The sequence below is a fragment of the Chryseobacterium sp. IT-36CA2 genome (assembly GCF_949767875.1).
GTDB lineage: Bacteria > Bacteroidota > Bacteroidia > Flavobacteriales > Weeksellaceae > Chryseobacterium.
Map to the genome: position 1 here is coordinate 546,135 of NZ_CATKPG010000011.1, position 24,036 is coordinate 570,170.

Consider the following 24,036-nt stretch of genomic DNA (forward strand, 5'->3'; position numbering starts at 1 on the left):
TTAGATCAATATTAAATGAATATTTCTTCGGCGATTATAAAAACTTCCTTCCTTCAATATCGAGCTTCCTTCCTTCTCAAATTCTTACGTTGAGTAATTCTAAATTGCACTGTATACTGCTGTTTTTATTGAAGTTAATTTGAAAAATTACTAACTTAATACCACAATTATGTCTTAGCCGAAAAGCTGTCGGAAAAACCTATTTATAGTTTTTAACTATCGTTGAAATAAAAATTAATAGATTGTATTTATCGATCAAACGTTGTAGGTTTGTCTTGTTCTTACAACAGAGAATTTAAACTGTATTAATCAATATAAAAATAAAATAAACGACAATGGAAAACGATTTGAATGACATCAGTAAATGCCCGTTTCATAATGGAACGATGAAGAAGAGTGTAGCAGGTGGCGGAACTCAAAATTCTGATTGGTGGCCAGATCAGCTTAGAGTAGATCTTCTGCGCCAGCATTCTTCCCTTTCTGATCCTATGGATAAGGATTTTGATTATGCTAAAGCTTTTGAAAGCCTGGATCTGGAAGCTGTAAAAAAGGATCTTCATGCATTAATGACAGATTCACAAGACTGGTGGCCGGCAGACTTTGGTCATTATGGGCCTCTGTTTATCCGTATGGCATGGCACAGTGCGGGCACGTATCGTGTAGGTGACGGAAGAGGTGGAGCAGGAGCAGGACAGCAGCGTTTCGCACCATTAAACAGCTGGCCGGATAACGTAAGTCTTGATAAAGCAAGAAGATTATTGTGGCCGATCAAACAAAAATATGGAAGAAACATTTCATGGGCAGACCTTTTGATCCTTACCGGAAATATTGCTCTTGAATCAATGGGCTTTAAAACATTCGGGTTTGCAGGAGGACGTGCAGATGTTTGGGAACCGGATTCCGATATATACTGGGGATCAGAGAAAACATGGCTGGGAGGTGATTTACGTTATGCTCACGGTTCGGAAGGAGTACCAGAGGGACATTCCGCAGTTCTTCCTACTGATGATAACGCAGACGGAGATATTCATTCAAGAAATCTTGAAAATCCGCTGGCAGCTGTACAGATGGGGCTTATCTATGTAAACCCTGAAGGTCCGGACGGAAATCCAGATCCTATTGCTGCAGCCAAAGATATCCGTGATACTTTCGGCCGTATGGCAATGAATGACGAAGAAACAGTGGCTCTGATAGCAGGAGGGCATACTTTCGGTAAAACCCATGGCGCAGGTCCCGCAGATCATGTAGGCAAAGAACCTGAAGGTGCAGGAATTGAACAACAGGGACTTGGATGGGCAAGTACCTATAAATCAGGAAGTGGAAGAGATGCTATTTCCAGCGGTCTGGAAGTAACCTGGACTGAAACTCCGACTCAGTGGAGTAATTATTTCTTTAAAAATCTTTTCGAAAATGAATGGGAACTAACGAAAAGCCCTGCCGGAGCTCACCAATGGGTAGCAAAAGATGGAGCTGATATTATTCCTGATGCATTCGATTCTTCTAAAAAGCATAAACCAACGATGCTTACAACAGACCTGTCATTGAGACTGGATCCTGTTTACGAAAAAATTTCAAGACATTTTTATGAAAACCCTGATGCGTTTGCCGATGCTTTTTCAAGAGCATGGTTTAAACTGACGCACAGAGATATGGGACCACGTGCCCGTTATTTAGGATCGGATGTGCCACAGGAAGAACTAATCTGGCAGGATCCTATTCCTGAAGTAAATCATGAACTGGTTGACGGAAATGATGTAGAGGCATTAAAATCAAAAGTTTTAAACTCAGGATTAAGCAACGCTGAACTTGTAACTACAGCTTGGGCTTCTGCTTCTACCTTCAGAGGAAGTGATAAGCGTGGTGGTGCTAACGGAGCGAGAATAAGACTGGAGCCTCAAAGAAGCTGGGAAGTGAATAATCCTTCACAGCTAAACAAAGTATTGGGAGTATTGGAAGGAATTCAAAAAGAGTTCAATGATTCTCAAAACGGAGGTAAGAAAATATCATTGGCAGACTTAATTGTATTGGCTGGTAATGCTGCTGTAGAGTCTGCTGCAGGAAATGCAGGTCAGGATGTGAAAGTTCCTTTTGCACCAGGAAGAATGGATGCTTCTCAGGAACAGACTGATGTGGAATCTATGGGATATTTGGAACCAGCAGCTGATGGATTCCGTAATTATCTGAAAAGAAAATACACGGTTTCTACAGAATCTTTACTGATTGATAAAGCACAGTTATTAACCCTTACTGCACCAGAACTGACAGTGCTAATAGGTGGGATGCGTGTTTTGGATACCAACTTTGACGGTTCAAAACATGGCGTTTTCACCAGCCGCCCGGGAGCTCTTACCAATGATTTCTTTGTGAATCTTTTGGATATGGGTACGCAATGGAAAGCAATGTCAGACGACAAACAACTTTACATGGGAACGGACCGCTCAACAGGTCAGCCAAAATGGACAGCAACGCGTGCAGATCTTGTTTTCGGATCCAATTCTGAATTAAGAGCAATCGCTGAGGTATACGGAAGCGCTGATGCTCAAGGTAAGTTTGTGAATGACTTTGCTGTAGCATGGACGAAAGTGATGAATCTGGATAGGTTTGATCTGGTTTAATAAATAAAAATGAAAATAGAAAAAGACAGCATTTGTGCTGTCTTTTTTTATTCATATTGTAGAATTTTTTTACAGTTAATTCTTATATTTTTTAGAGTTTGTAAATTTGAATGCTATTAAAGGAAAAGATTTAAACGCGGATGAAAACAAAAGAACTTATCAATAAAGTAGTTTCGGTTACTTTAAAGAATAAAAAAGAATTTGCAGGTATATTGATTGATGTCTCAGAAGATTGGTGTTACCTGAAATATATTCCTGTAGATTATGTAGTAGATGGCTTTGTATTGATCAGTCAGAGATATGTTAAAAGTATTGAAAAATCGGATGATCATAATTTTAAAGAAAATATACTGAGATTAAAAGGAGCGATTACTGCAAAAAGTGTTGAACTAAATATTGATGATAGTATAAGATTACTATCGGATATGCAATCTAAAGTTGAGCTTATTCAAATTGAACTTAGATACCCCGATAAATGTTATATTGGTAAAATTGATATTGTTAAAGAACATTCATTCAAAGCGAGATTATTGAGCCCTAACGCAAACTGGTTGTTGATAGAATCTTTTTTATATAAAGAACTACGAGCTATTTATTTTGATAACGATTATGTTAATTCTTTACAACTGGTATCATCTCCTATTTCAAATCAGGACTAGATATAATTTATAGAAATATAAAAACAAAAACCACCCTTAAAAAAGGATGGCTTGTAGACCCACAGGGACTGTAAGTATTTAACTGTCTTGAATCTATTTTATTTCTGCTTAATTTTTAATCATATATAATGTTCTAGTAATCATTATTTTATTGTTTTATTAATTATACTGTAGTTAAATGAATTAAAATAAATTTAGAATATAATGATTTATTATTGACTAGAAATTGACTAAATGGTTATATTTGTATTGTTCAAACTTTAATAGTACAAAAATGGCTACGGTAAAATTTATTCTTCAGTCAAAGAAATCCAATTCAACCATTTATATGAGATTTTCTATGGGAGCTAATCAAGTGTATAAACGTAAGACCCGTGAAACCGTCAATCCTGAAAACTGGAATGCCAAAAAAGGCTCTATTATTCAAAGATCAGCACTTACAAAATACGACTTACAAAAGCAAAACGAACTCATCAGTACTTTAAATAAACTGGAAACATTCATATTAGATCAGTATAGAAAAAGAACCGAAACTGAAATTATTAATGGTGAATGGCTGGATGAAATTATTGCGGCTTACTATTCTGGTGGTCGTAAATTTGAGCAATTGGACTTTATAGAAAATTATTTAGAACATTATAAAACGGATATTTTACCTTTTAGAAAATACAAAGGGAAGCCGATTACCCAAAGAACTAAGCAGAAACATTTAACGATCATAGAAAAGTTTCAGAATTTTTTGAAATCAGAGAAGAAGAGGCTGAAGGTTTCGGATTATAATATAACTGTAGGAAACAGATTTGTTACCTTTCTAAGAAGGCAGCATTTAAGTGATAATACCGTAGGGAAATATCTAAAATATACCAAAACGATATTTAAAGATGCAAAGATTGAAAATATTCAAGTCAATGAACAGTTGAGTGAAATCAAAGGATTTACTATGGAAACTCCAACTCCATATCTAAAAGTAGAAGAGCTGGAAAAAATACAGGATTTACTAATTGTTAATGAAAGGCTTGAACAAACTCGAGACTGGCTAATTATTGGCTGTTATACCGGGCAAAGGGCTTCCGATCTTTTTAGAATGGCTCCCGATAAAATTGTAAATATTAATGGAAAGGAATTTATTAATCTAAGCCAGAAGAAAACGAAAACTCCGGTTTTGGTTCCGATTCATACAGAGGTAAAGAAAATCTTGAATAAAAGAAATGGTAATTTTCCTCCGCAATATTCAACTAACTTAGAAAGTTCAAAGACCATATTTAATGATAATTTAAAAAAAATCTGTAAGCTGGCAGATATTGACCGTCAGGAATATGGAAGAGTATTTGATGAGTTTAAAAAGCATTATGTTTTTGGAAATTATCCAATGTATGATTTAGCTTCGTCACATATATGTCGAAGAACCTTTGCTACTATGTATTATTCTAAAATTCCTACAGCTATTATTATGAGTGTAACAGGGCATAAAACGGAAACAGAATTTTTAGGATATATTGGAATTGATAATAATACACTTTCTGAGCAGATGTATTCTTACTGGGAAAAGCTGGATATTAAGGAAAATCAGACAGAGTTGCAAATTAAAAATGCAAATTGATTTTTAAAATATATTAAAGTCTTGAAAACCCAAGAAAATCCAAAATAACCCAGTGGGTTTCTTGGGTTTTTGCTAATATTCTAAGTGTACCATGTTTAAGAAAATAATGTAATGTGGTTCACAGTGAACCACAAAGTGAGTCACAAAATTAAACTTCGACAGGAGTCTGTAATATCTGGTCAATCACCCTAAATTTAAAATACCCGATTTTCTTACCCATAAAAAGTCTCATTTTTTTATTTCAGGTGATTAAATATTTAATACTCTTCAGTAATTTTTATTCCAAAGTTTCTTAATAATTTAGATTCCTGAACTCACAATCTTCCCATCAATTTCCCTATCTGTCATACGCACGGAAAACAACAATAAAAACATCTAGAGAATTCATATTCCCCTATCTCTTCATATGTAAGAAGATTAATTACCGTTTTTTCTACCATTATATCTCAAAATTTTGGTATATCAATTATGGTAAATTACGCTACTGATGGAGAATATTTATCAAATAGAATCTAATTTAAGCTAGTGTATAGTAAAACATAGATTAAAATATGGGGAAAATACGGATATGAATGTCTACCATTTAATATAAAATATATTTATCTTCGCGATCATAATTTTAACGAAACAAGCGTAAGCTATCATTTGGGCTAGAGAAAACTGCGAATCTTCTATACAACCTAAAAATGGTAGGCTTACGCCCGTGTACACATACGGGCGCGGGTTGTAAGTCATATCTGGTTGTGGGTTCTTCGCAGTACCTCTCTAGCGGATTGGCTTCAGCTTTGCGCCTTTCTTTATATTATAAAAAGCATACAAAAATTGTTTCAGGTTGGAATCACTTGCAATAAAATACGACACGTTCTGTCGCTGTAATGAAATAGTTTTGCAATATGATAGATTAAGATAATTTAATACAAGAACAAAACATATGAAAAAGCATATTCTATCTAGGTAAAATAATATATCATAAAAGTTATAATTGAAATATGGGGTTTTTACGGGGTATATATCTCCAACATTAATAATATTTTTGACACGTTAACAACACAAGCCTATGAAGAAAAATTATTTCTGTGCATTTACTTTATGCACAATCTTGAGTTTATCTGCTCAGGAAAAGGATGTAGTATGGCAAAAAGACATCAAATCCACTACTCAGGATTTTTTAAGCCAGGTTACCACTACAATAGATCAGCAGTATCTGATCACAGGAAGCTCGATTCAGAGCGACAAACGACAACAAACGAGTAAGCAAAACAATGGTTATGATTTCCACCTCGTAAAACTGAATCAGCAGGGAGAAGAAGTCTGGGAAAAATATTTCTCAGGGCAAAATCATGATTATTTATCTGCAACAGTAACCACACAGGATGGTGGATTTTTGTTAGCTGGAACATCTTATTCAGGAAAAGGTCTGGATAAAAAGGATAATTCTAAAGGAGGCTCAGACATTTGGTTAATCCGTATCAATGAGTTTGGGGATGAATTATGGCAAAAAACGTTGGGAAGTTCTTCAGATGAAGAAGCAAGAGCCGTGATTCAAACAACAGATTTAGGGTTCTTTGTTGCAGGCAACGTTCAAAATTCTTCAAAAGGTTACGGTTCTAAAGATGTCTTGATCACAAAACTGGACAAAGAAGGAAAAGAATTATCACAATTAATTCTAGGTGGAAAAGGTTTAGATGAAGTAGAAAAAATGATTCCAACAAAAGACGGAGGAGCCTTGCTTGGAGTTTACTCAAGAAGTGGTATTTGGGGATCAAAAAAGACGGAGAATTACGGTGAAGGAGATTTCTATATTATTAAACTTGATAAAAACGGAAAGGTAGAATGGGAAAAGAACTTTGGAGGAAAGGGGGATGATCATATCAGAACCCTGGCTTTAACTTCAAATGGATTTATCATTGGTGGAGAATCCACATCAGACAGGTCGGGAAATAAAAGAGTAGGTATTGAAGAAGGAACAGACCTATGGCTGATTTCTTTAAATGAAAGAGGGGATGAACAGTGGCAGAAATCTTACAATTTAAAAAACAGAGACATTTTAATGGGAATGAGTGTTTTGTATTCAGCAGATGACAAATCTTCTAAAGGTATTCTGCTGGGAGGCTATACTCAGGCTGAGGGAAGGATTGAAACGGATGACGAAAAGTTTTGGATGTTATATTTAGATGCAAACGGAAACGAACAATGGCGTAAACACATAAAAGGTGAGGCTTCTAAACGTGAAGAGCGATTATCAGATCTTAAATTAAACAGAGATGGTTCTATTATTCTGGCTGGAACCAGCGCAGAAGAATTAGGCAAAGAAAACTGGAAGATTGTAAAGCTGGGAGACAAACAGGTTGATCAGTTGATTGAAAAATATGACATCAAAATCTATCCAAATCCAGTATCTGATTATGCTTATGTAGAAATCGGATTTGACTTCAAAGAGGCTGATATTCTCTTGTATGATATGAGCGGAAGACAGCTTCAAAGTATTAAAACTAAGAACATAGTGACGAAGATTAACACTCAGGCACTCATTCAGGGTGCTTATCTGGTGACAATAAAAACTGATAATAACAAAACGGCGAATGCCAAATTAATTAAGAAATAAAGCCATGTTTAAGAAAATTATTTTAGCTCTGATTTTTCTAACCTTTAATTTAGGAAAATCACAGATTGAAAGGAATTATGGGGATACAGCTCAGCCCGTACCATCGGCATCTTCTTTTTCTTCTTATGTAAATACCCCTATTTCTTTATCTACTGGTGTTCCTAATATTGGAATTCCTTTATTATCATTACCTACTGGAAATAAAGACTTTGAGATTGCTACATCATTGAACTATCATACTTACAATACAGGACAGGATAAACCCGCTAGTGAAGTTGGTCTTGGATGGTCTCTTTTAAAAGGGGGAGCTGTTATTTCAAGAGTGATCAATGGATCTGTCGATGAATTCAATTATGATGTTACAAAATCAAGCTACAAAAAGAATTTATTTGATGATATTTACTATTATGATTTACCAGGTAATTCAGGAAAGTTCAAATTTGTCAGAGATACCATTAACAATACTTTTACGCTGAATAATATTTCAGGAAGTAATGTTAAAATAGAATACACAAGAGATTCTAACACTGCGACACTTGTCCTTAACTCTTTTAAAATAACAGACAGCAAAGGATTTAAATATATGTTTGAAGATTATAGTATTGCAAGATTTGATACAAGTTATAAAGGATTTAATTATAAATCTGCCTTCTATTTAACAAAAGTTATTGATGAAAATAATTTTACAATAGCTACTTTCAATTACCAGAAAAATAGTAAAAATGTAGGTAATAGCAGTATTTTATTATATCAGAACTGTAAGGTGGAAAGTATAGCGACTTCTTATGGAAAAATCACTTTTGAAAATCTATATACCGGAATTAGTGATGATGACCCTTATATTATAAAAAGTCTTAGTTTATGGGATATATCCTCTCATCTTATTGCTAAATACAGGCTTGATTATGGGAGTTTTTCGAGTTCCGCTTATCCAGTTAATGTCAATAAAGGAAAAAGGACTCTGTTATCAGTTCAAAAACTAGACAGGAATCAAAACCCTATTGAAACAAGACAATTTACGTATGATGAGGCAGGTTCAGAAACCAACTATGGAGCTACTCCAAATCTAAATGAATACGGAAACTTTTTGTGCCCTGACAACGCAAAAACTAATTCTAAAACGTACACATTAGGATTGCTTAAAAAAATGACTTTACCTGAAGGAGGATATGTAGTATACAACTTTGAAGCGAATGAAGTGTATGAAGATAAAAGCAATCTACAACTTAGTAGAAATCAAATTACGGACCCTGCTTTACAATATTTAAGTCTTGCCGGTACGGTCAATTATAATACAAATAATAGTAGAAGCTATACATTTCAGGTATCAACATCACAAAGATTTTTTATTAAAATTTTGACTGATGAGGTTTATGAAATCGTGAATATCCATGGTAATATTATTATCCCACCAACCTATAAATTACTAAGATCATCAGGAACTGAGGTTAATGGTGTTGCTAATGGCTGCTCAGAAAATATTAAATATTATGACTTAGTCCCCGGTACTTATACATTCCAAATCAGCGGAAATGGAAATGGAAGCATGCAAAATTATGTAATCAATAACCTGCCTGCTCCTTATAAAAATACTGCACAATCGAAAACTGGAGCCCGCATTGCCAATATAAAATATTATGATGCAGATAACACCGTAAAAAAAGCGATGTCTTATCAATATGATTTATTTGATAATAGCGGCTCGAGTGGTAAATTGTTTTCCGGTGAGGTATGCAATGAGGAAGCTGGAAATCTAAATGAAACAATATTATATAAAAATGTAAGAGAAATATATGAGGGAACTTCGGGGAATCTGGGGTATAGTAAATATTATTTTAAGACTCCGGATGACTATACAAGTACTGTCAATCTCTATAAACCTTATTATAATATTACCTCTACAGGCCTTTTGACAAAAAAAGAAATGTATAATCAGCAAAATCAGAAGCTTTCCAGTGAAAATACAGAGTATGTACTTGATGAAATTGCTGGAGTACAGGAATATATTATTTGTGGAGGTTACAAATCTAAAAGTGCTTGGTTAAAATCAACCACAACAACATCTAAAACATTCTATGCTAACGGAAGCAGTTTAGAAGGTACTACAGAAACAACTTTTAATACTTCTAATTTTCAACCTGCCTATACAAAGAGTACTTCACCAGACGGTAAAATCACAGAAACCAATATAAAATACCCTTTAGACCTATCTAACACTCGTTTAATCAATGCCAATATGCTTTCCGTTCCTCTTCAAACGGAAACCAAGATAAATGGAAATGTTGTTAGCAAAGGTGGAGCGAAATATGAATTTGCAGATAATTTATATCCATCTTCTGTAGTTACTTTTGAGATGAAAGACTTGACTGCGATAACCACAATGACTTATGATGTATTTGATAATAAAGGAAATTCGGTTCAGATAAAAGGGAAAAACGGTATTCCTACTGTTAAAATATGGGGATATTATCAGACGCTACCTATTGCTGAGATTGCAGGAGTTAACTATAATCAAATCTCTAATTTACCATCAGTAATTGCAGCCATAAATGCCTCTAATGCAGATGCTGATAATCCAATAAACGAAGCACTTTTATTACAAGCTTTGGATAATCTGCGCAAAGATCCGGCTTTACAATCTAAGCCTGTTTCGGTATATACCTATGATCCTTTGATTGGTATTACGAATTCAGTGTCTTCTAATGGGATAAAAACATCCTATGTTTATGATTCTGCCAACAGATTAATAAAAACAATGGATTCAGATGGAAAGACACTCCAGGAATACCAATATAATTATAAACACTAATATCTGATGAAAAAAATTTTAAATATATTCAGTCTTTTATGGATAGCAGGGTATTCTTATGCCCAGACTTTAAATGCTTCTACTACAGAAAACTATGTATATACCAAAACTTGCCTAGATGCAGACTGTTTAAAAAAAACGGAAGCAATACAGTATTTTGACGGGTTGGGAAGAATGAAACAAACAATAGGAATTAAAGCTACTCCATCCGGAAAAGACATAGTGAATCATGTAGAATATGATGCATTTGGAAGAGTAGCTAAAGAGTATCTTCCAATCCCACAAAATACAACACAGAATGGAGCTTTTTATATGGCTCCTCTTGCCAATGCTCCCTCAGTATTTGGACAGGAAAAAATTTATTCTGAAAAACAGTTTGAAAACTCTCCCTTAGGTAGAATTAGCAAGATTACGCCTTTAGGTAATGATTGGGCACAGCATCCTGTACAGATGGAATACAGTGCAAATATTGCCGGAGAGGTGAAGAAATATACTGTTATCAACACCTGGGTCGATGAAGCTACTTATTCAAAACTGGTAGAAAGTGGAACCTATGGTGCCAATCAACTGATGAAAACTACTGCCATAGACAGCGATAATAATACTTCTGTTGAATTTAAAAATGCTGCTGGGCAGACAATTTTAGTACGCAAAAATGACGGAACACAGAATGTTGATACTTATTATGTTTATAATAATTTGGGAATGCAGGTTTTCGTCATTACTCCATTGGCAGCTACAACCACGGTAGATCAGAATGCTTTAGATAACCTTTGTTATCAATACCGTTATGACAGTTTGGGAAGGCTGGTAGAAAAGAAACTTCCTGGCAAAGATTGGGAATATATGGTATATGATAAAGCCGACAGGCTTATCCTTTCTCGTGATACCAATATGAAGCAAAACAACCAATGGTTGATAACAAAATATGATGAGCTTGGGAGACCTGTTTATACAGGCTTTTTAAAAGGAGGAGATAGAGCAACGAGACAAAATGATTTGAAAAACCTTATCATCACTGAAAAAAGAGATGCAGCTGGGTTTTTCAGGAGTGCAACAAATGTTTATTATACAGAAAATTATTTCACTGGTGAAACACCTGTCATTTTAAGTATCAATTATTACGATACATATCCACAAGGAACTCCTTCTAAACCTGCTTCTATTTTCGGACAGGACATCATAGGGGATAATCTGAGTGCTTCCCAGAGCACCAAAAATCTTCCTACTGCTTCTTATGTGAAAAATATTGATGATGATAACTGGACTTATAACTGGATCTGGTACGATTCAAAATTAAGGGCAGTTGGGAGTCATTCTATCAATCATTTAGGAGGATATACGAAAACAGAAACAAAACTGGATTTTGCTGGTGTTGCAATGCAAAGTAAAGCATACCACAAGAGAGTACAGACTGACACGGAAAGAATTATTAGTCAAATTTTTGAATATGATGATCATAACAGGCTTTTGGTACAGAAACATCAGGTTGATAACAATCCTGTTGAAATTCTATCTCAGAATGAATATAACGAACAGTCTCAGCTGAAAAGAAAAAAAGTAGGTGGAACTTTACTTTCTTCACCTCTTCAGGCTATAGATTACAGCTATAACGCTTTAGGTGCACTTATTAAGATCAATGATCCTGTTAACTTAAATGGTAAATTGTTCGGATATGGAATTAAATATACCAATCCAGAATATAGTAATGTTGGCCAAGGGAAATATAATGGCACGATTACAGAAATAGATTGGCAAAGCGCTTCAGAGAATGTACAGAAAAGATATACATATACTTATGATAAGCTTAACAGACTGAAAGATGCCATATACTCAGAACCAGGTTCTACAACTCCATTTAATAATTATTATAATGAGTATCTGACCTATGATCTGAATGGAAATATTAAAACCTTAAAAAGAAATGCCTTTCCTATATTTGGCACAACGGCTACACAAGTAGATGACTTGGTGTATGATTATACAGGAAACCGTTTAACCAAAGTAACAGAGAACTCTTTGAATGACTCAGGGTATGAAGGGGGCAATAATACTATTACCTATGATCTGAATGGGAATATGAAAGATATGTTAGACAAAGGAATACAGTCTATCAGTTATAATTTTCTTAACCTGTCAGATACTTTTACTATTGTACAGAACGCATTTGGTAATCCTATTAATAATACTCTTAAATATCTTTACAGTGCTGATGGAACTAAGTTTAGAAAAATCTACACAAGCCAAACCACAGGAAGAGGGGCAAGCACTACTACCCAAACTACAGATTATCTGGATGGATTTCAATACACTTTTGAAGATGGGAGTGCCTGTCTGACCTGTAGAACAAGTAATGCTTACGAACAGCAGGCCTACAAAGGGATTGCTGATCTTGAAAGAGTGATTACACCATTATGGAATCTTGATTTTGTAGGAACGTCGGAAGGTTATTACAGTTTCATTCAAAACCGCTATATTTACCAGTATAAAGACCATCTTGGAAATACCAGGGTAAGTTTTGCAAAAAACAGCGCAGGCGTTCCTGAAATTTTAGATACCAACAATTATTATCCTTTCGGTCTCAACCATATTGGAAATACATTCTCTCCGTTTGGAAGTTTCTATAGCTACAAGTATAATGGAAAAGAACTTCAGGAAAGCGGGATGTATGACTATGGTGCAAGAATGTATATGCCTGATTTGGGAAGATGGAGCGCAACAGATCCGTTAGCTGAAGCATTCAGTCAATTTAGTCCTTATCATTATGGTGCTGATAATCCGGTAATGTTTACAGATCCTGATGGGATGAGAAATGTTCCTTATGATGGAGGAGTTATTAGTAATGTTCCTGATGGCTCATATTGGTTTGCCGGGATGAATGGAAATTTCACTTATACTCCTCAGTTTAAGCAAGGAAGCAAAACTGGAGGCGGGAGTGGAGGTTCCAGCGTGAATTTGGTTAATAGAATAGCATCATTAGGCGGAAACTGGACTAATACCGGTTCTGGTTTCCAAGACAGTAGTTTTATAAGCCTCGGGTATGATGGAGGCTATCAAAGCCTTAATAGCAAAAACGCTGAAGGTGGTATTGGAGATGCGTATGTAAATATTCCTACAGTGGAGCTTTCGGGGAATTTTGCGATTGAATTTGCATTACAGCTGCGGAATCATGTAAATGATTATATGTCTGGGTGGAATGCCCAAAGTATGCTGGAATGGAAAAAATTAAGTTGTCCACGTTGTTTTGATGGTCCTATAACTTTTATAGGAAATGCTGGAGATCCAGCTGGGGTTTTTGATATTGGAGGTCAGGTGATTAGCAACTGGAAGCCTGAAAATAGGTACCTAGCGATGGGTGTTGGAATTGTTGGAGCTATAGCTTTGAGAAAGCCGGGGTTAGCGGTAAAAGAAGCTGATGGAGCTTTTTATTCAATTGCATATGAAATGAAACTTGCTAAATCATCATACCCAGGAGTAACCCGATATATGCACTTCAAAGAAGCTAATATTGCATTAGAGTCTGCTATGAAATCAAACCCATTATTAAATGAATTAGGGATAGCTATACCAAAATCGGTATCGGGGTCTATTATAGGAAAATCACCTAAAAATTGGGTTTGGCACCATGATATTGAGAAAGGTGTTATGCAGTTAGTTCCAAAAAGCCAACATCCTAATGTTCCTGGTGGAATCTTTTGGGAAACAATGCACCCGGGAAGAAAAGGAGGATTTTCAATTTGGGGAAAAAAATAATTTAAATATAAAAAAATGAAACTACTAGATTTAGTAAAGTATTTTAGAGATGGAGGCTCTTTTGAAGAGTTTTGTCAAAAACAATCTTTGGATCTTGAATCTGAAGCTATTGAAATTTATATGGAACAGCCCTTGAAAATTGACAATAATCTGGCTTTCTTTGAAATTGAGAAAACAGAAGGTTATATTGAGTATGATTATAAGAATATAAAATATTCTAACCTTTTTGATTTCTATTATTTTTTGGATGCTATAGAAGAATCGAAAAATGCTCAAAATCAGTCATTGTCAAATGAAGAACTTACAAAGCTTCTGTTCAATTATGCAATTAATGATGCATAAACAATATCTGGTTAAAGGTAGCCTATTTCTATAAGCTGCCTTTTTTTCTAATACAAAATCTGCTAATGTATAAAATTATTGAACCAGAAGTAGCCGGAGGCTTAGGTAAACAAACCCAAATGGATAATTCTTTTTTTCCTCCTCTTATTAAAAATCTTCATTATGAATTCGAGGGTTGGATAGATAATGATATTTTAGAGTCCTTTCCATGTTATATAGTAACAGAGAAGCTAAGAAAAGGTATAGAAACTGAAAAACTTACAGGTATTATTTTTGATGAGGTCATAATATCTAAATCAGAAACCTTTTTAGAGCTTTATCCCAGTAAAGAACTTCCAACCTTCTTTTGGGCCAAAATAAGTGGAGAATCAAATAGAGATGACTTTTTTATAACGAAGAAAAATACTTTAACAGTTTCTGAAAGAGCTTATTTATTATTAAAAAATTACAACATAGATCAAGCTGATATTGAAGATTTATGAATTTATTTTTTCTGAAAAATTTTAATGCGACATTCTTTGTCGCATTTGTTATTTAGTTTAGCTAAACAGAATACATGGTTAAATTAAAATAGTTGAAAATGGAAGCTGAAAAAAAGAAATTGGATGAACTCGAAGAAGATTTATTTATTGCTACAATTTTATCCTATGAATCTCAATTTATACATCATTTAGAAAAATGTATGGATATTTGTTTTATAGGATTGCAGGGGATATTTGAAGAAAAAGAACCAGCCGTTGAAGATGAGGTCATAGAGTTTTCAAAAGCTATGCAGAGTGCGGTAGAAGAGCGTTTTTTAATCACTGATCATTTGAAAGAAACATTCAAAGAGTTTGATTATGCCATAGATAATGGAAAAATTTACTTTAGAAGTACTTGCATTCTAAAAATCTTTTCAAGCTACCTTTCATACGAAAAAAGATTGGAATTTGATAAAGATGATGAGCTTTTTGATTTTCTGTTTTATTTCTATTATTTAAATGGATCGGAGTACAAGGATACCGCACAGGAAATTCTGGTAGAGTTTTTACTGAATCTGTTTCATTATATCATCTATAGAGACTTTTTAAAGCTAACCTGTTTTTTCAATAAAGACTTTCTTATTTCTCCAAATGACAATCATATTCCCATTAGAATTGCCATATTAGATTCCCTAAACCTCATCAGTGATCTGAATAATAATGTTCCCAACAGAGAAAATATTTACAGAATCATTCATGCCATTGTTGGTGGAAACGAAAACAACGTTAAAAAATACTGTCATTCCCTGATTGGAAAAAATAGCCTATCACAAAAACAAATTACTAAAAAACATAAAGAGTTTGCTCAAAGATATATCAATGATAAGAAAATGTAAATAGACATAATTTACATTCTCAGATATTTAATAGAAATGTTTTGTTGTTTCAGTTGTTTTAGATAGATTTATTTTAAGAATAAAATTAATAACATGGAAGAAATAGATGATCAAGAATTATTTGAGAGGTTACAATATAGCTTAGAAAGAACACTGGTTTACAGTCATACAATTGATGTTATTGCTCTTTTGCAAGGTATTATGAATAGAATTCATAAAGATTTAAAATTTTTATATCGGTATACTGAGCCAATGAATGAAGATGATGTGTTAAACAAAATTGAAGATTTAAAGAATGAGGTTTTTAACGATTTTGGACTTACACATACCTTAAACGAAATATTTAACGAATTTGATTATGCAATAAACGAAAGTGAAGACAGAATTTATTTTGATGTTGATCGGATATTAGATGTTTTTTCAAATTACTTGCTACATGAGAAAAGAATATTATTTGAGACGCAGGATCCTGTGTACAATTTCATGTATTATTTTTATGATTATGGAAAAGAAAAAGAGAAAGAAATGGCTAAAAAACTAATTATAGATTTTGCAGTTCATTTGTATGGTTTTATTTTATACAGAGACTATCTTAAAATTATAAAGTATATTAATCCGGATTTTTTAATATCTCCTAATGATAATCATATTCCAATCCGGATAGCTCTCTTAAACTCATTAAATTTAATAAATGAGTTAAATAATACGGTTCCAAATAAAGAAAATCTCTACCGAATAGTTCATTCTATCGTTGGTGGAAATGAAGATAATGTGAAGAAATATTGTCTTTCCTTAATAGGCCATAATAGCACATCCCAGAAGCAAATAACTAAAAAGCATTTAGAATTTGCCCAGAAATATATTAATGAAAAAAAACTCTAGTTTAAATAAAAATAGACCCCAACTATACCCCATCCATACCCCTGATTAATAAAATACGGTAAGTGTAATTTCAATCTTTGTATTGTGAAACAAATAAAACTCACAATACAATGGAATCTATAAACTTTATCGGGGTAGAACCTGAGAACCTCATCAACGAAATCGTAAGTAAGGTTAAAGAATCCTTACTCACAGATCTGGAAAAAACCTTTAGAGAAAACGAGCCGAAACGCTACCTTTCCGCAGAAGACATCTGCGAACGTTTTGGTGTGACCAAACCCACGATTCATGAGTGGCGCAAACGTGGGATCCTCAAATCCTATAAACTCGGTGCAAGAGTTTACTACAGGCTGGACGAGATAGAGAATGCAATGATTGTTAATGATTAATTTTTCTATTATGCCAGCTTCTAACAATAATCAAGATTATACAACTATCATCTACCAGCTAGATGAGGTTAAAAAGACTTTCCGACAATATAAAAGGCAAGGACAAATACCACAAGAATTTGTCAAAGCAAATCTTTTCCCTGAATTGATACGCATCGAAAAAAACAATGGTTATAATACCTTCAGCGGATTCAATAATCTTTTACGGCTTCGTGATGCTACCAATTGGTCTGCATGTACAAGATTGGGATTAAAACCGATAGGAATTAGTAATTTCTATTGTGCGGATTTACTTGTAGAAAATAAAAGGATTTTGTGTATTGTCTATTATTCTAGAGATAGCCAGTTAACTGAACTCAGTATTTTTCCAGAGTTTTATCCATGTCAGAAATCTGAATTAACAGAAATAATAAAAGAACTCGCCCAGAGTATAGTCCATAAAAAAGGAATATAAAAGCTTATATCCCTTTGGTTGTTCAAACTTTGACAAAAGTCTAACCTTTTGTCTTTGCAAAGATAAGAAATTATGCCGATCGACTTTGTAAAAATTCAGTACACGGACAAAGATTATGAGCTTCCCATTAACAAGACCGATTTCACGATTTCTGTAAACAATGAGACTGGAGAAACCGACAATAAAAAGGAAGGCGAATATTTTGGAATGCAGATCATCAAATATGCCTCTGGTCGGTTAATGGTAAAGGGAAGTATTCATAAACTTTTTAATCGTACAGACTTTAACGGAAATGATTTTGATATAATCAATTTTTCCTCAGCATTACAAGACCTTGAAACTGAACTCGGATTGAAACCTGAATATTGCAGGTTAGAAAATATTGAAATAGGGGTAAATATTCAATTACCATTTGATCCGAATTTGATATTACAAAATTTGCTGTTTCACCGATCAGTAGAATTTAATAAAACTATCTCAGGTTCTTTTTATTATCAGTCTGCTAAAACAGAATACATTATTAAGATTTATAATAAAACTGCACAGTATGAGAAAAGATTAAAAAGGATAGCCCAAAACCCCAATATAAAAAATAAGCAGGATGAGGAAGAAACAAGTTTTCTGAAAGAAACAATAGAAAAACAGCTTCAGCCCAATACCTTACGATTTGAAGTCAAATTTTTGAAAATGAATATAATAAACGATTTGGGACTTGTTTATTTATCCGATATTACAAAACCTGAGCTGAAGGAGTCTCTTAAAAGTCTTTTATTAAAAGAGTTTCAGGAAGTTTATTTCTACGACTACACCATGGATGAAACTAAAATGAGAGTATCTGAAATCAATAAGCTAAAAGACTATCGGAATCCGAATTATTGGATTAACCTCAACAAAAAAGATAAATACTATCATAAAAATAGATTTGAAAAAATGACAATGAAATATTCTCAGAATTTGAAAGGTAAAGTTTCGGAATTGATAAAACATAAAATAGAAAGATTAACAGCAAAAAGTTTAGACTTTTTTACCAGCAATTCTAGTTAAGCTGAAAAATAAATGTTTGGACTTTTTTACCATTCAGATATAGGGTGAAAAAGTCTAAATCTATACCTTAAAAATTAAGAATATGAAAAAGAAAGATGTGTTAGAAAAAAATGCGAAAAATACCGATGTAAGAAATTATGATTTGTTAAAAATAGCCAGCAAAATGTAAAAGACAATAAAGCACATGAGAAGAGAAAAGAGCAGTATTTGCAGGAACCAAAAATTGAAGTATTTGAGGTTAATCTTTCTGACCTAGAAATTAATATGTCAGCTTTAGATGTTGATATTTTGAAGATGTTGGATATTGTAATGAATATACCTGAATTTGATATGAAAGTGTTTGATATAGAAATGCATGAAATAGAGATAGGTTTTCCGGAAATAGAAATACCGGAAATGGATATAAACCTACCGGATTTACTGGAAAGTACAGATTTTGAATTATCTGATTTTGATGTATTTATCGAGGAATGATGGAGGTTTACAGATAATATAATTCGTTTTTAATAAGTGAAATTTTTGAACATATTTTGAAACGTCTGCAAATACTATGAATAAAGGGTTTAACATGAAAACAAGCTAAAATACATGGAAAGTTCCTTAATAATTTAGGTTATTAATTCAAAACAGAAAACTGACTCTTAAATTTTAAAATGACTTATTAAAATTTAATAAAGTAAATGCAAAAGCTAGGCATCCGTAAAACACTAACAAACATTAACAATTAAAAATAGAAATTATGGGACGTTGGAGTAATTCTCCTGATGAGGTAGAGTGTTTAAAATGTATTAGTATCTCAGATTTAAAGAAACTGGGATATTTAGAGCCTAATATCTCTATGAGTAGGAGCCTTTATTGGACTGATAAGAATGGAGAAAGAACGAGTTCAATTACAGTCATTATAGATACCACTGAAACAAAAGGAAATGTCACCTTTGACTACACATATAATCAGTCTCAAAAGATTAATTATACTGTCAAGCTTATTACCAGACCAGCAAACCTGGGAAATGGCTTGCTTTGGTTTTTTGTTTGTCCCAGTACATTTAAGGTGTGTAGAAAGTTACATTTAAACAGTGGTTATTTTATTCATAGGACAGCTTTTAAAGATGTTTATTATGAAAAACAGTTACAATCTAAAAAGTGGAGGAATTGGGAAAAAGTGTTTGGTTCTTATCTGGATGATAGATTATATGAACAGTTATACAAAAAGCATTTTAAGAAGTTTTATAATGGGAAACCTACTAAGAAATATCTTCAGCTTATGAAAAAGATAAATGCAAGGAAAGATATTGATTTTGAAAATGTTGAAAAATTTTTGCTAGCATAATTTTTTATCCTACATTTAAGAATTAAGTATTATCTGTAAAAAAATGTTTATTATTTTATGAAACTGAATTTTCGAAACGACAAAAATGTTAAACCTCCTGGTTCAATAACTCAATTACTTTCACATCCTTACTATCAGGATTGGAAAAGTATTGAAATATCAATATTTAATGACCATAGGTATGCATTTTTCTTTTGGAATTGTTGGACACAGAAATTAATTGAAGATGATAGAATTAATTATAGTCCAAGTTTGGTTTCTTTGGATTGGCATCAAGACTTAGTATATCCTACCACAAGCGAAAAAGAAATGCTTAAAGAACTAGATTTAAACAATAATAAAGATGTAGCCCTATATTGTTGGGCTAACCTAAGCCATATAAATGACACTCACATTATGGCTGCAGCATATTTAAATATCATAGGTGATATTTATATACATTGTCGTCAAGGAAGTTCTGAAGCTGCTTGGAATGATGAGCAATTCATTGATAGGTATGGAAATATTCATACCGTTAAGAAATTTAAAAAGTATGATGATTTGAAGACTTGTCTTTTGAATAGTGATGAAAATAATGTGTACTTTGATATAGATTTGGATTTTTTTACAATAAAGAATCCTTTACAGATGGGAAGTGGAAGCAGCGAATATACCTATTTGTCAGAAGAAACGATACGTGAAATGCTTAAAATTGATAATCCTTTAATCGAATGGATTTTCCAAAGACTCCAAGGTATTACTATTGCTGTAGAACCAGAACATACTGGAGGGCTTTTGAATGCACATAAATTTCTTAAACTAATTAATAATATTTGGTTTAAGCCATCATTGTTTACTTCATATCCTGGAAAATGGAAGAAAGAGACGCAATGGAGGCATCTAAAGAATAAAAAATGAGCAGAAAAATAAAAAATAAAAAACTTGGATTCTGCCGTTTGTGTCTCAAAGAAGATATGTTGTCTTTTGAACATTTCCCTCCAAAATCAACATTTAATAAAAGAATGAAGTATTTTCATCTTGATCCAGTAGAAATGAATACATTAGATTGGATTGATGATAGAAAACCTAATAAGAGAATTTATGAAGGACCTTTGGGGGATCATTCCCTATGCGAAGAATGTAATAATTTCCTAAATAAAGAGTATGTAGGGGCTTTTTAGACATTTTGCTTATTGCGCAAGCCATATAATTTCCTCCATTAAACCCAGTTCTGATAAAGTTTACTTCACAATCGAGAATCTTAATTTATTAAGAATTTATAAACATATTATATCTATGTTCATATCTATGAATGATACATGGTATACAGATTCCTATCCTGAACTAAGAGAGTATGTAAACAATCCTGATCAAAATTATCTCTCAGATAAATATCGTTTATATTTATATTTAATCAGACCTCATTCGTTTAGAAAGTTAAAGTGGAGCATGGTTAGCGATATTGGAGCAATTTCTGAATTTGCTTTTTATCCTTTTGGATTTGTTCTCTCATATGATAATCTACTATTGGGAAATCATACTCCCTTATATGACTTATTTCCCTGAAAGTTTTTCAATAAAGACAGAGAAACTACTGTAAATTTCCTATTACCAATACTTGAAACGCATCTACCAATACCTTTGGATTATCGACAAAAAGAAACTTTGAGAAAGTATGTTTAAGTTAAATTTGGACAAGTAATATTTACAAGGAGTTTTCACGAAATTTTAATAAAAAATAAACTTATTGACTATATATTGACTAGAAAATAAAAAACCACTTGAAAATCAAGTGGTTGATTGTTAGATTGTAGACCCACAGGGATTCGAACCCCGACTGACGGTACCAAAAACCGGAGTGCTACCGTTACACTATAGGTCTGTTTCTATGCTGCGAAATTATAGAAATTATTTTAAATATGAAAATCAAAATTAAAGATTATTTAACATAATAGCGGCTTAAATAGCATTACATATTGATATACAAATAATTATTTTTCAGGAAAAATTTAAAAAAATCTACTTTTATAAGGTAATTGCGGATTTTAGGATATCGTTTATTTAATTTTAATGAGAATGACTATTATGAACTCTCCGATGAATAGTGACTTCCAGCCTCCTTCTTCCAGCTTCTATCACTAAGTTCTTGTTAAATAATAAAACCTTATCTTTGCAAAAAATTGGGCTCCAAAAGTTGAAGTAACCCATTAATAACATATCCTTGAGCAAAGCAAAAGGATTATTAAACATTTTTTATGTCAAATATTGTCGCAATCGTTGGACGTCCCAACGTAGGAAAATCCACGCTTTTTAATCGTTTATTAGAAAGAAGAGAAGCTATTGTAGATTCTACAGCTGGTGTTACCAGAGACCGTCACTACGGAAAATCAGACTGGAATGGAGTAGACTTTACGGTAATTGATACCGGAGGTTATGATGTAGGTACAGATGATATCTTTGAAGAGGAAATCCGTAAGCAGGTACAGTTAGCAGTAGATGAAGCAACTTCTATTATCTTCATGGTGAATGTGGAAGAAGGGCTTACTGATACAGATTACGAAATTTACAGACTTCTAAGAAGATCCAATAAACTTATTTATTTAGTTGTAAACAAAGTAGATTCCTCAAAAGAAGAACTTCCGGCAACAGAATTCTATCAATTAGGAATAGACAAATATTATACACTTTCTTCTGCTACAGGATCCGGAACCGGTGACTTGTTAGATGATATCGTTAAAGATTTCCCAACTACAGAATACAAAGATCCTTTTGAAGGGTTACCTAAAATTACCATTGCAGGTCGTCCAAATGTAGGGAAGTCTACCATGACAAATGCTTTATTGGATGTTGAAAGAAATATTGTAACCGATATTGCAGGAACTACAAGAGACAGTATCCAGACTTTATACAACAAATTCGGACACGAGTTTGTGTTGGTGGATACAGCAGGGATGAGAAGAAAATCTAAGGTAAACGAAGATCTTGAATTCTATTCTGTAATGAGATCTATCCGTTCTATCGAATATTCTGACGTAGTGATTATCATGGTGGATGCAACACAAGGATGGGAATCTCAGGATATGAACATTTTTGGGTTGGCCCAGAAAAACAGAAAAGGAATTGTAATTCTTGTGAATAAATGGGATTTGATTGAAGACAAACAGACCAATACAATTCGTGATTTCGAAAAATCAATCAAAGATAAAATTGGTCAGTTCCAGGATATTCCAATCTTATTTGTTTCAGCTTTAACGAAGCAGAGAATCTTAAAAGCTGTAGAAGTAGCCATGGAGGTTTATGAAGACCGTAAGAAGAAAATCAAAACTTCAAAACTGAATGAAGTAATGCTTCCGATCTTCGAACAGACACCACCACCGGCATTGAAAGGAAAATATATTAAAATCAAATATTGTGTTCAGCTTCCTACGCCGTCCCCACAATTTGTATTTTTCTGTAACCTTCCACAATATGTGAAAGAACCTTATAAGAGATTTACTGAAAATCAGTTGAGAAAACAATTCGGGTTTACCGGAGTTCCGATTGAAGTTTATTTCAGACAAAAATAATAAGAACGAGTGTTCAAAAAGACTCCGGCAAGCAAAGCTTGCCGGAGTCTTTATTTTAAGCTACATCCATTTTTCATATACCAATCTTACAGGCTGGTACCCTTGGGAAGTCAGCCACCGCTGCATGGTGTCATTGGTGCAAAGCGTATAACGATAGATTTTTCGAATTTTATAGTCTGTATAAGCTTCTTCAAATGCTTTGTTAAGGGCAGAGTAGATTCCATGTTTTCTAAACTCTTTTTTTACATATCCTTCAGAGACATACAGGTCATCACCCTCTCCTGATTCAAAATTACTGTCGTCTTTCTCATCAATATATCCGAAGAGAAAACCAATAGCTTTTCCATCAACTTCAGCAATAAGAAAAGTACCATTATTTTCTTCCTCACATTCGGTCATAAAACGGAGGTAATTTTGTCGGATCAGACTCCAGTCAGCAGTTTTATTATTCATTTCTTTTTCTGAAACATGAAGTTCTCCTACCAATTCATCCACGATAGATAGATTTTTACTGATTTTTATTTTTCTGATGGAATAATTCATAATGATGTTTTTTTATTTGTTGGAAGCCGGAAGAAGGAGGATGGGAGTTTATCTAGTAACAGACATTCATCCCTGTTATTTGCTTTCATCAACTCCAGTATCCATCTTT

Annotated in this window: 19 protein-coding genes and 1 tRNA gene; 18 read left to right on the top strand and 2 right to left on the bottom strand. The window is 33.4% G+C overall.

The genetic code is table 11. The annotated features are described in order from the left end of the window. The first annotated feature begins 335 nt into the window (after positions 1-335). The 17 genes from katG (at position 336) to ACM6F9_RS03380 (ending at position 20,999) form a co-directional block, all read left to right on the top strand. Positions 336-2,615: a catalase/peroxidase HPI gene (katG, locus tag ACM6F9_RS03300; protein ID WP_414844395.1), complete on the top strand. Its 2,280-nt coding sequence runs from the start codon at positions 336-338 to the stop codon at positions 2,613-2,615. 140 nt (positions 2,616-2,755) lie between these two features. Then, a complete protein-coding gene (locus tag ACM6F9_RS03305) occupies positions 2,756-3,274 on the top strand; it encodes a hypothetical protein (RefSeq protein WP_414844396.1) in 519 nt (172 codons plus the stop codon). A gap of 274 nt (positions 3,275-3,548) precedes the next feature. Further along, entirely contained in the window at positions 3,549-4,874 is a 1,326-nt protein-coding gene (locus ACM6F9_RS03310) for a phage integrase SAM-like domain-containing protein (RefSeq protein ID WP_414844397.1), read from the top strand. Positions 4,875-5,931: 1,057 nt separating this feature from the next. After that, positions 5,932-7,479, top strand: a complete 1,548-nt coding sequence (locus ACM6F9_RS03315; protein ID WP_414844398.1) for a T9SS type A sorting domain-containing protein — start codon at positions 5,932-5,934, stop codon at positions 7,477-7,479. A gap of 4 nt (positions 7,480-7,483) precedes the next feature. After that, entirely contained in the window at positions 7,484-10,288 is a 2,805-nt protein-coding gene (locus ACM6F9_RS03320; RefSeq protein ID WP_414844399.1) for a hypothetical protein, read from the top strand. Positions 10,289-10,294: 6 nt separating this feature from the next. Next, positions 10,295-14,041, top strand: coding sequence for a DUF6443 domain-containing protein (locus ACM6F9_RS03325; protein ID WP_414844400.1), 3,747 nt, complete (start codon positions 10,295-10,297; stop codon positions 14,039-14,041). Positions 14,042-14,056: 15 nt separating this feature from the next. Next, the gene (locus tag ACM6F9_RS03330) at positions 14,057-14,383 is read left to right on the top strand and encodes a hypothetical protein (protein WP_414844401.1); all 327 of its coding nucleotides are present in this window, start codon (positions 14,057-14,059) and stop codon (positions 14,381-14,383) included. A gap of 65 nt (positions 14,384-14,448) precedes the next feature. Beyond that, positions 14,449-14,865: a hypothetical protein gene (locus ACM6F9_RS03335; RefSeq protein ID WP_414844402.1), complete on the top strand. Its 417-nt coding sequence runs from the start codon at positions 14,449-14,451 to the stop codon at positions 14,863-14,865. Between the two features lie 98 nt (positions 14,866-14,963). Then, on the top strand, positions 14,964-15,740 hold the full coding sequence (locus ACM6F9_RS03340) for a hypothetical protein (protein ID WP_414844403.1): 777 nt from the start codon (positions 14,964-14,966) through the stop codon (positions 15,738-15,740). Between the two features lie 93 nt (positions 15,741-15,833). Then, the gene (locus tag ACM6F9_RS03345; protein ID WP_414844404.1) at positions 15,834-16,622 is read left to right on the top strand and encodes a hypothetical protein; all 789 of its coding nucleotides are present in this window, start codon (positions 15,834-15,836) and stop codon (positions 16,620-16,622) included. 110 nt (positions 16,623-16,732) lie between these two features. Beyond that, positions 16,733-17,011: a helix-turn-helix transcriptional regulator gene (locus ACM6F9_RS03350; RefSeq protein WP_105704396.1), complete on the top strand. Its 279-nt coding sequence runs from the start codon at positions 16,733-16,735 to the stop codon at positions 17,009-17,011. A 10-nt stretch (positions 17,012-17,021) separates the two neighbouring features. Next, a complete protein-coding gene (locus ACM6F9_RS03355) occupies positions 17,022-17,465 on the top strand; it encodes a hypothetical protein (protein ID WP_414844405.1) in 444 nt (147 codons plus the stop codon). A gap of 72 nt (positions 17,466-17,537) precedes the next feature. Next, positions 17,538-18,509 (top strand): hypothetical protein, encoded by a 972-nt coding sequence (locus ACM6F9_RS03360; protein WP_414844406.1) that lies wholly within the window; start codon positions 17,538-17,540, stop codon positions 18,507-18,509. Between the two features lie 207 nt (positions 18,510-18,716). Next, positions 18,717-18,983: a hypothetical protein gene (locus ACM6F9_RS03365; RefSeq protein ID WP_414844407.1), complete on the top strand. Its 267-nt coding sequence runs from the start codon at positions 18,717-18,719 to the stop codon at positions 18,981-18,983. A gap of 265 nt (positions 18,984-19,248) precedes the next feature. Beyond that, positions 19,249-19,839: a hypothetical protein gene (locus tag ACM6F9_RS03370; protein ID WP_414844408.1), complete on the top strand. Its 591-nt coding sequence runs from the start codon at positions 19,249-19,251 to the stop codon at positions 19,837-19,839. A gap of 57 nt (positions 19,840-19,896) precedes the next feature. Further along, a complete protein-coding gene (locus tag ACM6F9_RS03375; RefSeq protein WP_414844409.1) occupies positions 19,897-20,736 on the top strand; it encodes a hypothetical protein in 840 nt (279 codons plus the stop codon). Beyond that, the gene (locus ACM6F9_RS03380; RefSeq protein WP_414844410.1) at positions 20,733-20,999 is read left to right on the top strand and encodes a hypothetical protein; all 267 of its coding nucleotides are present in this window, start codon (positions 20,733-20,735) and stop codon (positions 20,997-20,999) included. Before ACM6F9_RS03375 ends, ACM6F9_RS03380 begins: the two co-directional genes overlap by 4 nt. A 630-nt stretch (positions 21,000-21,629) precedes the next feature. Here the strand turns inward: ACM6F9_RS03380 and ACM6F9_RS03385 are convergent. After that, a tRNA-Gln gene (locus ACM6F9_RS03385) sits at positions 21,630-21,700 on the bottom strand. A gap of 373 nt (positions 21,701-22,073) precedes the next feature. Here ACM6F9_RS03385 and der point away from each other — a divergent pair. Then, positions 22,074-23,384, top strand: coding sequence for a ribosome biogenesis GTPase Der (gene der, locus ACM6F9_RS03390; protein ID WP_414844411.1), 1,311 nt, complete (start codon positions 22,074-22,076; stop codon positions 23,382-23,384). Positions 23,385-23,444: 60 nt separating this feature from the next. On the opposite strand, the gene ACM6F9_RS03395 is transcribed toward der, so the two are convergent. After that, positions 23,445-23,927: a GNAT family N-acetyltransferase gene (locus tag ACM6F9_RS03395; protein WP_414844412.1), complete on the bottom strand. Its 483-nt coding sequence runs from the start codon at positions 23,925-23,927 to the stop codon at positions 23,445-23,447. Between the last annotated feature and the right edge of the window lie 109 nt (positions 23,928-24,036).